The sequence below is a fragment of the Inquilinus sp. genome (assembly GCF_039594555.1).
In the GTDB taxonomy this organism is placed as follows: Bacteria; Pseudomonadota; Alphaproteobacteria; order DSM-16000; family Inquilinaceae; genus Inquilinus.
In genome coordinates, this window is record NZ_JBCNNF010000020.1 from 1 (window position 1) to 12,433 (window position 12,433).

The following is a 12,433-nucleotide window of genomic DNA, read 5'->3' on the forward strand; positions in this document are numbered from 1 at the left end:
CTTGAACCGGTTCCGGTCGAGGTCCATCGGTGTTCCTTGTCTCAGCGGGTCCGCCGCACCCGGCAGCCGCGGATGGTGGTGGGGCTGCCCTCGATCTCCACCTTGCCCTGCGCCGCCAGCTGGCGCAGCCGCCAGAAGCAGAAGGCGTCGGTGGCGAAGAAGCCGGTGATCGTGCCCATCGGCCGGCCGACCGCGCGGCCCGCCGGCATCCAGTCGTCGCCGACCGCCGCCAAGATCTCGGCGTCATGCGTGTCGATCGGATGGGTGGTGATGATGCCATCGCGGTGGTGGCGCAGGCCGCCGCTGTCGGCGCGCAGCCGCTCCCACTCCGCCGCCAGCGCCGCCCGCCGGTCCGCGGCCACGGGCCGGGCCGCCGCCCCGGCCGCCGGCACGTGCTGCCGCTCCAGCATCGCCACGGCGGTCATGCCGTCGCCGCGGCGGTCGTCCGGCGCGACCGCGGTCTCCCGCACCGGCAGCGCGGCGTCGCGCAGGGCCCGCAGCGCCCGCCGCAGCATCAGCTGCTCGGCGGCGCCATTGCCGTGCCAGATGACGAAGGCCTCCGCCGCCTCCGGCAGGCCGCGCAACGCCGCCGCCTCGGCCGCCAGCTGGTCGACGAAGGCGCCGCCGGTCTCGATCGCCTCGCGGTCCTCATCCGGGAACACCGCGTGCCAGAAGGCGGCGCGGGCGTCGGGCCGGTCGCTGTCGACATCGCCCAGCGGACCCACCGCCAGGTCGTCGCGCAGGATCAGCACGGCCGAGTCGGGCAGGGCCAGCGCGGCGCGGATCAGCTCGGCGGCGCTGTCGCCGCAGCACAGATGCAGCACGGGAACGGCCATGGCGGGTCCTTCGGATCGGTTCCGGGACTATAGCAACCCGATCGCGGCGGCACAGTGCGGCAAGGGGCCTAGGAGGTCACCGATTCGGCCTCGCCGGTCGGCTGGGTCGCGCCGGCCGGCGGCGTGCGCAGCAGCAGGGCGCCCAGCACCGCCGCCAGCGCGGCGAAGCAGGCCCCGGCCAGGAAGGCGACTTGGTAGCCGCCGACCAGCGCGACCGGCGTGTCGGCGCCAGCGGCCAGCAGCCCGCCGGTGCGGGATGCGGCGAGGCTGGCCAGGATCGCGAGGCCCAGCGCCCCGCCCATCATGAAGGCGGTGTTGACCATGCCGGAGGCGAGGCCGGATTCGGTCGGGCCCACCTCGCTCATCGCCGCCAGCAGCACCGGGTTCAGCGCCATGCCGCAGCCCAGCCCCAGCAGCAGCATCCCGGGCAGAACGTGCAGCGTGAAGCTGCCGCCGACCGGGGCCCAGGCGAACAGCGCCAGCCCGGCGGCCGCCAGCAGCAGCCCGACCACGATCGGCAGGCGGATGCCGACGCGCATCACCAGCTTGGCCGACAGGCCCAGCGAGAAGGCGGCCATGATCAGGTTGGCCGGCAGGAAGGCCAAGCCGACCTCCATCGGGCCGTAGCCCAGCACCTGCTGCATGTAGAGGGCCGACAGGAAGAACCAGGCGAACATGGCGGCCGCCCATAGCGTGCCGATGACGTTGGCCACCGCCAGGCTGCGCAGCCGGAACAGGCCCAGCGGCATCAGCGGCGCGGCCACGCGGGTCTCGATCGCCACGAATGCCGCCAGCAGCACCACGGCGCCGCCGTGGAGGCCGAGGGTCCGGGCCGAGGTCCAGCCGGTCTCATTGCCGTTGACGATGGCGTAGACGGCCAGCATCAGCGCCGCGGTCACGGTCACCGCCCCGGCGATGTCCAGCCGCCGGTCCGCCGCCTCGTTGCGGGTGGCGGGCAGCAGGGCCAGCGACAGGCCGAACACGGCGATGCCGATCGGCAGGTTGATCAGGAAGATCCAGTGCCAGCTCAGCGCCCCGGTCAGCAGGCCGCCCAGCAGCACGCCGATGCTGCCGCCGCCGGCGCAGACGAAGCCGTAGACGCCCATCGCCTTGGCCCGGTCCGCCGGCTCGGTGAACAGGTCCATGATCAGCGACAGCGCGACGGCGGAGACGACGGCGCCGCCCAGCCCCTGGATCGCCCGGGCGGCGACCAGCACGCCCTGGCCGGTCGACAGGCCGCAGGCCAGCGACGCCAGGGTGAAGACGGCGAGGCCGATCAGGAACAGCCGGCGGTGGCCGAACAGGTCCCCCAGCCGCCCGCCCAGCAGCAAGAAGCCGCCGAAGGTCAGCATGTAGCCGTTCACCACCCAGGCCAGGGTCGAGTCGTTGAAGCCGAGATCGGTCTTGATCGAGGGCAGCGCCACGTTCACGACGGTCGAATCCAGCACGATCATCAGCACGCCGAGGCACAGCACGGTCAGGGCCAGCCAGCGCCCCTTCTGATGTGCCGGGCGCACCAGCGCGGGGCCGTCGACGGGGCGGTCGGTCATGGCGTTCTCCCTTGATGGGCCGTGCTTGCCGGCCGATCAGCCCCGTGGGCGCAGCCGCCGGAGCCGGGGCCGCCGGGTGGGCGGCCGCATTTCTTAACTCAGGAGTTGAGTATCACGCCCCGCCCGACCGGGGCAAGGCCCGGCCCGGCGCGCCGGCTCAGTTCAACCCCTCGTGACGCAAGGCGAGCTGCACCGCCGGCCGGGCGTTCACCCGGTCGAAATAGGCCGGCAGCGGGTCGGGCCGCGGCAGCTTCAGGTCCCGGACCCAGCGCAGCATGACGTAGAGATAGGCGTCGGCGACGCTCATCTCCGCGCCGAACAGATAGTCGCCGGGCAGCCGCTCGGCGAGATAGGCTAGGCGCTGCGCCACCACCCCGTCGACGATCTCCTTCTCCTGGTCGCTGGTCGGGAAGATCGACCGGATCAGCAGCTTGTGCAGCTCGGCGCCGATGAAGCTCAGCATCTCGGCCAGCCGGATCCGGCCCATCTCGCCGGCCGGGGCCAGATGCGGGGCGCGCTGGGCCACCCAGGTCAGGATCGCGGCGTTCTCGGTCAGCACCGTGCCGTCATCCAGCACCAGCGCCGGGACGTAGCCCTTCGGGTTGATCTCGGTGAAATCGTCGCCCGATTCGGTGCGCCGGGTCGGGATGTCGACGCGGATGCGCTCGAACTCCAGCCCGGCCTCGTGCAGGGCGATGTGGTCGGCCAGGCTGCAGGCGCCGGGGGCAAGGTACAGCTTCATCAAGGCCTCCTCAGTGAGCGGCCCGGCGCCGCAGGAAGGCGTCGAGCTTGTCCAGGATCTCGCGCCAGCCGCCCTCGCGGATCTCCGGCCGGTCGCCGCCGTCCAGGAACGCCGCTTGCTCGGTGAAGACGAGCCGGGTGCCGTCGCCGTCCGGCAGCAGCTCGACCGTGCTCAGCGAGGCCGAGATCCGGGTATCGTGGCGGTCGATGGTGTAGCTGAACACGATGCGCCGGTCGGGCACGATGTCAGCATAGTGCGTCTCGTTGCGATAGACCGGGTCCCCCGCCGGCCCGAAGCGGCTGGTCTCGATGCCGCCGACGCGGAAGTCGAATCGCGGCTCGGCCAGCACCCAGTCGTCGCCGGGGGCGCCCCAGACCAGCCGGGCGGCGGGGTCGGCCCAGGCCCGGAACACCCGGGCCGGCGGCGCGTCGTAGCGGCGCCGGATGGTGAAGCCGCCATGCTGCACGGATCGCTCGCTCATGCCGTTTCCCCCGCCTGGTTCTTTGCTTAAGTGATGGCTTCAGTATCATGGTGAACGGGGCGACGGCAAGGCGGCCTGCCGGCTGGTTTTGACCTGGACCGCGGCGGCGCGGTAGAAGCAGCCCCTTCCGGTTCCCATCACAACACCTCCGGTCGTTCGATGATCTCCATCAGCCAGCGCATTGCCGACGAGCTTTCCGTGCGCGAGGCCCAGGTCGCTGCCGCGGTCGAGCTGCTCGACGGCGGCGCGACCGTTCCCTTCGTCGCCCGTTACCGCAAGGAGGCGACGGGCGGGCTGGACGATGCCCAGCTGCGCACGCTGGACGAGCGGCTGCGCTATCTGCGGGAGCTGGAGGAGCGGCGGAAGACGATCCTCGACAGCATCGCCGAGCAGGGCAAGCTGGACGACGCGCTGCGCGCCCAGATCGAGGCGGCCGACACCAAGGCCCGGCTCGAGGACATCTACCTGCCCTACAAGCCGAAGCGCCGGACCAAGGCGATGATCGCCCGCGAGGCGGGGCTGGAGCCGCTGGCCGACTCGCTGCTGTCGGATCCCAGCCGCGACCCGCAGGAGGCCGCCGCCGCCTTCATCGACGCCGAGAAGGGCGTGGCCGATGCCGCCGCGGCGCTGGACGGCGCCCGGTCGATCCTGGTCGAGCGCTTCGGCGAGGATGCCGACCTGATCGGCAGCCTGCGCGAGGAGGCGTGGACCCGCGGCCGGCTGCTGTCGAAGGTGCGCGAGAGCAAGGAGCAGGCGGGCGCCAAGTTCTCCGACTATTTCGACTATGCCGAGAAGCTGACCAAGCTGCCCTCGCACCGCATCCTGGCCCTGTTCCGGGGCGAGAAGGAGGAGGTGCTGTCGCTGACGCTGGAGCCGGAGGAGCTGCCCGACTCGGCGGATCGCAAGGCGCCGGGGTTGTACGAGCAGCGCATCGCCCGCCGCTTCGGCATCGCCGGCCAGGGCCGGCCCGGCGATGCCTGGCTGGCCGAGACGGTGCGCTGGGCTTGGCGCACCAAGATCCTGGTGCATCTCGACATCGACCTCCGGCTGCGCCTGTGGCAGGCGGCGGAGGAGGAGGCGGTGAAGGTCTTCGCCGGCAATCTGCGCGACCTGCTGCTGGCCGCGCCGGCCGGCACCCGCGCCACCATGGGGCTCGACCCCGGCTTCCGCACCGGGGTGAAGGTCGCCGTGGTCGACGCCACCGGCAAGGTCGTGGCCACCACCGCGATCTTCCCGCATGAGCCGCAGAAGCGCTGGGACGAGTCGATCGCCACCCTGGCCGAGCTGGCCAAGGCCCACAATGTCGACCTGATCGCCATCGGCAACGGCACCGCGTCGCGCGAGACCGACAAGCTCGCCGCCGATTTGATGAAGCGGCACCCGGATCTCAAGCTGACCAAGGCGGTGGTGTCGGAGGCCGGGGCCTCGGTCTACTCCGCCTCGGCCTTCGCCTCGCAGGAGCTGCCGGAGCTCGACGTCTCGCTGCGCGGCGCGGTGTCGATCGCCCGCCGGCTGCAGGACCCGCTGGCCGAGCTGGTGAAGATCGACCCGAAGTCGATCGGCGTCGGCCAATACCAGCACGACCTCAGCGAGACCAAGCTGTCGCGTTCGCTTGACGCCGTGGTCGAGGATTGCGTGAACGCGGTCGGCGTCGACCTCAACACTGCCTCGGCGCCGCTCTTGGCTCGGGTGTCGGGCGTCGGCGAGGGGCTGGCCCAGAACATCGTGCAGCACCGCGACGCCAACGGGCCGTTCAAGGTCCGCTCGGCGCTGAAGGACGTGCCGCGGCTCGGGCCCAAGGCGTTCGAGCAATGCGCCGGCTTCCTGCGCATCCCGAACGGCGACGACCCGCTCGACGCCTCGGGCGTGCATCCGGAGGCCTATCCGGTGGTGCGCCGGATCATCGAGGCCACGGGCGGCGAGATCAAGGCGCTGATCGGCGACAGCGCCACGCTGCGCGGGCTGGAGCCGGAGCGCTTCACCGACGACACCTTCGGCGTGCCGACGGTGACCGACATCCTGCGCGAGCTGGAGAAGCCGGGCCGCGACCCGCGCCCCGCCTTCAAGACCGCGACCTTCAAGGAGGGCGTGGAGAAGCTGAGCGACCTGCAGCCCGGCATGGTGCTGGAGGGCGTGGTGACGAACGTCGCGGCCTTCGGCGCCTTCGTCGATATCGGCGTGCACCAGGACGGGCTGGTGCACATCTCGGCGATGTCCAAGACCTTCGTGAAGGACCCGCGCACGGTGGCCAAGCCGGGCGACGTGGTGAAGGTCAAGGTGCTGGAGGTCGACCCGCAGCGCAAGCGCATCGGCCTGACCATGCGCCTCGACGATGACGGACAGGCGCGCCCGCCGCGGCGCGAGGGCGGCGCCCCGGGCGGGCGGCCCGAAGGCCGCGACCGGCCGCGGCATCAGCAGCAGGGCCGTTCCGGCCAGCCGGGGCAGGGCGGCCAGGCTCGCGATGCTCAGGGCCGTGATGGTCAAGCTCGGGGCGGCCAGGGCCAGCCGCGGCAGAACCGTCCGGACCGGGACGGCGGCGCCCAGCGCTCGCCGAAGCCGCAGCACCAGGCCCTGCAGAAGCCCCGCGCCCCGGCGCCCGAGCCTGACGGCGCCATGGCCGAAGCCTTACGCCGCGCTGGGCTGGTGAAGAGCAAGTAGAGCTGGCAGGGCGTCGCTGACCTCACCGGTCTTCTAGCGTTGCCTCTCCCGCCAAGCGGGAGAGGCAACGCGTTAGGCTTCGGGGTTGGCTCGAGTCACCCCTGCCAGCGCCGGAACAGCACGCTGGCGTTGACGCCGCCGAAGCCGAAGCCGTTCGACAAAGCGTGCTCGATCCGGCCGGGGCGGGCCTGCAGCGCCACCAGGTCGATGCCGTCGGCGTCCGGGTCCGGGTTCTCCAGGTTCAGCGTCGGCGGCATGACCTGGTCGCGCAGCGCCAGCACGGTGAAGATCGCCTCCAGCCCGCCGGCGGCGCCCAGCAGGTGGCCGGTGGCCGACTTCGTGGCGCTGACCGCCACCGTCCCGCCGGTGCCGAACAGGGTCTTGATCGCCGCCATCTCGCCCTTGTCGCCGACCGGGGTCGAGGTGGCGTGCGCGTTCAGGTGCTGCACGTCGCCGGGGCCGATCCCGCCCTGCGCCAGCGCGATCTCCATCGCCCGGCGGGCGCCGTCGCCATCCTCGGGACCCGCGGTCATGTGATAGGCGTCGGCGGTGGTGCCATAGCCGATCAGCTCGGCGATCGGCTTCGCGCCGCGGGCCAGGGCATGGTCCAGCGCCTCGATCACCATCAGCCCGGCGCCCTCGCCCATGACGAAGCCGTCGCGGGCCTGGTCGAAGGGGCGGGACGCGCGCTCCGGCGTCTCGGTGAAGCCGGTCGACAGGGCGCGAGCCGCCGCGAACCCGCCCAGGCTGACCCGGTCGATGCAGGCCTCGGTGCCGCCGCACAGCGCCACATCGACCTCCCCGGCGCGGATCATCCGGGCGGCGTCGCCGATGCCCTGCACGCCGGCGGCGCAGGCGGTCACCGGCGCGCCCATCGGCCCCTTGAAGCCGTGGCGGATCGAGACCTGGCCGGCGGCCAGGTTGACCAGGAAGGCCGGCACGGTGAAGGGCGACAGCCGGCGCACGCCCTTCTGGTCGGTGGTGCGCACCGCCTCGACGATCGAGGGGAAGCCGCCGACGCCCGACGCGATCACCGTGGCAGTGCGCTGCCGCGCCCGCTCGTCGGTGGGCCGCCAGCCGGACTGGGCCACCGCCTCCTCCGCCGCCGCCATGGCGAACTGGATGAAGCGGTCCATCTTCTTCTGGTCCTTCGGCGGCACCGCCGCGTCGGGGTCGAAGCCGGCCTCCGGATCCTCGGCGACCTGTGGCACCACGCCGCCGACCTTGGCGTTCAGGTCCGCGACCATCTCCTCCGGCAGGCGGCGCAGGCCCGACCGGCCGTCCAGCAGCCGGCGCCAGCTGGCCTCGACGCCGTTGGCGAGGGGCGACACGGCGCCCATTCCGGTGACGACGATACGGCGCATGTCAGTCTCTCCTCAGGCCGGGACGGCGGTGCCGTCGCGGCTGTTCCGGCGCTCGATGATCCCGGCGAGCTTGTCCCGATAGGCGGGCCGGGCATCCGGCCCCAGGCGGAACTCCGCCGTCTCCGGGGTGATCGGGGTGCCGCTGCGCCGGTCGATCAGAACCGGGTCCATCGGCTCTCCGTCGGCGCGGCTTGCCACCTGCACCAGCACCTTGCCGCCGGTGGCGTGGCGGCCGCCCCAGGCGCCCAGCGCTGCCAGCACCGGGAACACGTCCCGGCCGGCGGCGGTCAGCCGGTATTCATGGCGCAGCGGCCGCTGCGAATAGGCGTGGCGCTCCAGCAGGCCGGCCTCGACCAGCCGCTTCAGCCGGCGGGTCAGCATGTTCGGAGCGATGCCCAGGCTCCGCTGGAACTCGTCGAAGCGGGTCAGGCCGATGAAGGCGTCGCGCAGGATCAGGAGACTCCACCACTCCCCCAGCGCGTCGAGGGAGCGGGCGATCGGGCAATCCATGCCGGCGAAGCTGGTGCGCTGCATGGCGCCGGTACCTACCGCAGTTGCTTGCATGTTGCAAGCGACACGAGGCGGAGTGGTGACCTCCATTCACTGTCATTGCCGGGCTTGACCTGGCAATCCAGGGGCCACCCAGAGCGGCTCTTGAAAGCCCCTGGATCCTCGGGTCAAGCCCGAGGATGACAAGAAAAGGGATGGGCAGCGGGCAGCCGGCGCCCCCTCAGGGCGGCGGGAACCGGCCCAGCGCGCCTAGCAGCGCCTTGTTGAACTGATCGGGCGACTGGATCTGCGGCGCGTGGCCCTCGGCCGGGAAGCGAATCAGATTGGCGCCGGGGATGCGCTGGGCGGCGGCGTGGCCCAGCTCGGCATAGTTGCCCAGGCGCTGCGCCACCTCCGGCGGGGCCAGGGCCTTGCCGAGCGCGGTGGTGTCGCGCTCGCCGATCATCAGCACGGTCGGGGCGCGGATATGCTCCAGCTCATAGACCACAGGCTGGTTGAACACCATGTCGGAGGCCAGGGCCTGGTCCCAGGCCACCTGCCGGCCGCCGTCGCCCTGGTACATGCTCGCCAGCATCTGGACCCAGCGGTCGTACTCCGGCTTCCACTCGCCGGCATAGTATGTCGCCTGCTGATAGGCCTTGATGCTGTCGGCGGTGGTCTTCAGCTCGCCCTCGAACCACTGGTCGACGGTCTGCTGCGGCACGCCCGCGGCCCTCCAGTCCTCCAGCCCCAGCGGGTTGACCAGCACGAGGCCGGACAGCGCATCGGGGAAGGCCAGGGCATAGCGCATCGCCAGCATGCCGCCCATGGAATGGCCCATCACCACCGGGCGCTGGATGCCCAGGCTGTCCAGCAGCGCCTTGGTGTTGGCCGCCAGCTGGTGCAGCCCGAACTGGTAGGCCTGCGGCTTCGTCGATTTGCAGAAGCCGATCTGGTCCGGCGCGACGACGCGGTAGCCGGCCTGCAGCAGCGGCCGCATCACCCCTTCCCAGGTGGCGGCGCAGAAGTTCTTACCATGCAGCAGCACAACGGTCCGGCCGTTCGGCGTCTCCGGCTGCACGTCCATATAGGCCATCGACAGATCCTGGCCCTGCGACTTGAAGTCGAAATGCTGCACCGGGAAGGGGTAGTGGAAATCCGCCAGCATCGGGTCGGCGATGGCAGCCGGGGCGGCAGCGAGGGTGGCGAGCAGGGCGGCGGCCAGGGTCAGGCGTCGGATCATGTCTCTCCTCGGGGCGGCCGGGATCGGTGCTGCCGGATCAACGTCCGGTCGCCGCGCAGGGCCACCGCGCGGATCGTCGCGGCCCGGTCAGCTCCGCGCCGGCCCGGTGTAGAAGGCCGGCCAGTGGCGGCGAGCATGATCGCCGTCCGCGGCGAAAACGTGGCAGCTGTCCAGCAGCACCGGCCGCTTCGCCGGATCGGCCTCCCCGGCGCGCTCGCGCGACAGGATCGGGAACACGGTCTGGAACGCCGTGGTCGCCATCGGGCCCAGCAGCTCGACCAGATGGGTGCAACCCCTGGCGCCGCCCACCCGCTCCTTCACCGCGCGTGTGAAGCCGGGGCCGATGCGCAGGCCGACCAGCGCCTGGAAGGCCGGCGTGATCTCCGGGCACAGGGCATAGGGGCCGTGCTCGGTCTCGGCCTCGACCGCGACGATGGCCAGGCCGTCATCGACGGTCAGCCGGATCCGCATCTGGTGGATCGGGATGCCCGGGGTGATGGCGCCGCGGAATTCGTTGCGGAACTCATAGGCCTTGGTGTCGACCAGATGGCCCTCGACGTCCCACAGCCCATCGGCGCGGCGGAACCCCTCGCAGGTGACCCGGCGGGTGTGGATCGGCTCGCGCGCGGCGGGGGCGGAGAGTGTCATCGGTCAGCCCTCCTCGGGCTCGACCTCCGCCGGCGGGGTGACCCGCACCGCGGTGATCTGGTTGCGCTGGCGCCGCAGGATCTCGAAGCGGAAGCCGTGGAAGGTGAAGGCCTGGCCGACCTCCGGCAGGTGCCGCGCCTCGTGCAGCACGAGGCCGGCGATGGTCGAGGCCTCGTCGTCCGGCAGCCGCCACTCGAAACGGCGGTTCAGGTCGCGGATCGTCACCGTGCCGTCGACCAGGAAGCTGCCATTGGCCTGGGGCCGGACGCCGGCCACCGGCAGATCGTGCTCGTCGACGATGTCGCCGACGATCTCCTCCAGGATGTCCTCCAGCGTCACCACGCCCTTCAGCCCGCCATACTCGTCGACCACGATGGCGAAATGCTCGCGCCGGGTGCGGAAGGCGTGCAGCTGCTCCAAGAGGCTGGTGGTGTCGGGGATGAACCAGGGCCGGGTGGCGATGCGGCGGATGTCCAGCCGGTCCGGGTCGCCGCCGGCGGCCTGCAGCGCCCGCAGCACGTCCTTGGCGTGCAGCACGCCGACGATGTTCTCCAGCCCGCCCTGGCACAGCGGCATGCGGGTGTGCGGGCTGTTCAGCATCGCCGACACCACCTCGCGCGGGGTCAGCTCGGCGTCGATCGCCTCGACGCTGCGGCGATGGGTCATGATCTCGGAGACATAGACGTCGCCGAGGTCGAGGATGGAGCGCAGCATCTGCCGCTCCTGCGCCACCTCGGCCTCGCTGCCGCGGTGCAGCTCGATGGCGCCGCGCAGCTCGTCGACATAGTCGGCCAGCCCGACCCGGCTGGGATCGGCACCGAACAGCCGCAACACGCCGCGCACCAGCCAGTTCACCAGCCGCACGATCGGGCTCAGCAGCCGCACCACGCCGTGCACCATGGGCGCCACCGACAGCGCCGCCCGGTCGGCATGGCTGATGGCATAGGTCTTGGGCAGCACCTCGGCGAAGATCAGGATCAGCGCGGTCATCACCACCGTGGCCACCGGTACGGCCGGCGCGCCCAGGATCGACACCAGCAGGCTGGTGGCCAGGGACGAGGCCAGGATGTTGACCAGGGTGTTGCCCAGCAGCAGGGCCCCGATCAGCCGCTCCTTCTGCTCGCGCAGCCGGTTGACGATGCCGGCCCGCTTCAGCCCGTGCGTCTCCAGCTGGTGCATCCGCGCCCGGCTGGCGGCGGTCAGCGCCGTCTCCGACCCGGCGAAGAAGGCCGAGGCCGCGATCAGCACGACGATTCCGGCGAGATAAAGCAGCAGGACGACGAGGTCGTCGGACATGGCGGCCGGCGGGGCGGGGCTATGCGGCGATGGCGTCGGCCAGCACCGCGGCCACCGGCTCGGCCGGCACGTCGCTGGTGACGAAGGCCTGGCCGATGCCGCGCGCCAGGATGAAGGTCATGCGCCCATCGCGGACCTTCTTGTCGCGGGTCATGTGGTGCAGCAGGGCGCCGACCGACCAGGACCGGTCGCGGGCCGGGCGGGTCGGCAGGCCCACCGCCTCCAGGTGCCGGGCCAGCCGGTCGCGGTCCGCCGCCGGACACAGGCCGAGGCGCACCGACAGGTCGAAGGCCATGACCATGCCGATCGCCACCGCCTCGCCATGCAGCAGCGCGTCGCCATAGCCGGTCTCGGCCTCCAGCGCGTGGCCGAAGGTGTGGCCGAGATTGAGCAGGGCGCGCTGCGCCGCCTCGCGCTCGTCCTGGCCGACGATCTCGGCCTTCATCTCGCAGCTGCGCTTCACCGCGCGGATCATGGCGTCGCCGTCGCCGGCCAGCAGCTTCGGGCCGTTCTCCTCCAGCCAGGCGAAGAAAGCGGCATCGCCCAGCGCGCCGTATTTCGCCACCTCGGCATAGCCGGCGCGCAGCTCCCGCGGCGGCAGCGTGGCCAGCAGCGCGGTGTCGGCCAGCACCAGCAGCGGCTGATGGAAGGCGCCGATCAGGTTCTTGCCGTGCTTGCTGTTGACGCCGGTCTTGCCGCCGACCGAGCTGTCGACCTGGGCCAGCAGCGTGGTCGGGATCTGCACGAAGTCCAGGCCGCGCAGCGCCGTCGCCGCGGCGAAGCCGGCCAGGTCGCCGACCACGCCTCCACCCAGCGCCACCAGCAGCGTGCCGCGCTCGATGCCCAGCGCCAGGATCCGGTCCAGCAGGTCGGCCAGCACAGCCATCGACTTGGTGGCCTCGCCCGGCGGCACGGTCAGGGTCTCGGCGGTGATCCCGGCGGCGGCCAGCGAGGCGTCCAGCGCCGTGCCGTGCAGCCCGGCCACCCGGGCGTCGGCGACCACGATCACCCGCCTGCCGCGGCCCAGCGCGGCGATGCGGGCGCCGGCCTCGGCCAGGGCGCCGGGGCCGATGACGATGTCGTAGCTGCGCGGGCCCAGCCCGACGCGGATGGTCTCTCGTGTCAT

The 12,433-nt window shown here is 72.0% G+C and carries 11 protein-coding genes; 1 reads left to right on the top strand and 10 read right to left on the bottom strand.

Annotated elements, in window-relative coordinates; all coding sequences use genetic code 11:
- Positions 1-41: 41 nt before the first annotated feature.
- From ABDW35_RS03750 to ABDW35_RS03765, 4 genes are all read right to left on the bottom strand, one after another.
- Positions 42-836, bottom strand: coding sequence for a DUF3658 domain-containing protein (locus ABDW35_RS03750; protein WP_343712507.1), 795 nt, complete (start codon positions 834-836; stop codon positions 42-44).
- Between the two features lie 68 nt (positions 837-904).
- A complete protein-coding gene (locus ABDW35_RS03755) occupies positions 905-2,386 on the bottom strand; it encodes a DHA2 family efflux MFS transporter permease subunit (protein ID WP_343712508.1) in 1,482 nt (493 codons plus the stop codon).
- 157 nt (positions 2,387-2,543) lie between these two features.
- Positions 2,544-3,128, bottom strand: a complete 585-nt coding sequence (locus tag ABDW35_RS03760; RefSeq protein ID WP_343712509.1) for a glutathione S-transferase N-terminal domain-containing protein — start codon at positions 3,126-3,128, stop codon at positions 2,544-2,546.
- Positions 3,129-3,138: 10 nt separating this feature from the next.
- A complete protein-coding gene (locus ABDW35_RS03765) occupies positions 3,139-3,609 on the bottom strand; it encodes an SRPBCC family protein (RefSeq protein WP_343712510.1) in 471 nt (156 codons plus the stop codon).
- Positions 3,610-3,768: 159 nt separating this feature from the next.
- Between ABDW35_RS03765 and ABDW35_RS03770 the strand changes: the two genes are divergently transcribed.
- Positions 3,769-6,267: a Tex-like N-terminal domain-containing protein gene (locus ABDW35_RS03770; protein ID WP_343712511.1), complete on the top strand. Its 2,499-nt coding sequence runs from the start codon at positions 3,769-3,771 to the stop codon at positions 6,265-6,267.
- 95 nt (positions 6,268-6,362) lie between these two features.
- On the opposite strand, the gene fabF is transcribed toward ABDW35_RS03770, so the two are convergent.
- The 6 genes from fabF to aroB form a co-directional block, all read right to left on the bottom strand.
- Positions 6,363-7,631: a beta-ketoacyl-ACP synthase II gene (gene fabF, locus ABDW35_RS03775; RefSeq protein WP_343712512.1), complete on the bottom strand. Its 1,269-nt coding sequence runs from the start codon at positions 7,629-7,631 to the stop codon at positions 6,363-6,365.
- A 12-nt stretch (positions 7,632-7,643) separates the two neighbouring features.
- Positions 7,644-8,165, bottom strand: coding sequence for a helix-turn-helix domain-containing protein (locus ABDW35_RS03780; RefSeq protein WP_343712513.1), 522 nt, complete (start codon positions 8,163-8,165; stop codon positions 7,644-7,646).
- 196 nt (positions 8,166-8,361) lie between these two features.
- Positions 8,362-9,363, bottom strand: a complete 1,002-nt coding sequence (locus ABDW35_RS03785; RefSeq protein WP_343712514.1) for an alpha/beta hydrolase — start codon at positions 9,361-9,363, stop codon at positions 8,362-8,364.
- Between the two features lie 87 nt (positions 9,364-9,450).
- Entirely contained in the window at positions 9,451-10,011 is a 561-nt protein-coding gene (locus ABDW35_RS03790) for a DUF2889 domain-containing protein (protein ID WP_343712515.1), read from the bottom strand.
- Between the two features lie 3 nt (positions 10,012-10,014).
- Positions 10,015-11,307, bottom strand: coding sequence for an HlyC/CorC family transporter (locus ABDW35_RS03795; protein ID WP_343712516.1), 1,293 nt, complete (start codon positions 11,305-11,307; stop codon positions 10,015-10,017).
- Positions 11,308-11,326: 19 nt separating this feature from the next.
- Positions 11,327-12,433, bottom strand: a complete 1,107-nt coding sequence (gene aroB, locus ABDW35_RS03800) for a 3-dehydroquinate synthase (protein ID WP_343712517.1) — start codon at positions 12,431-12,433, stop codon at positions 11,327-11,329.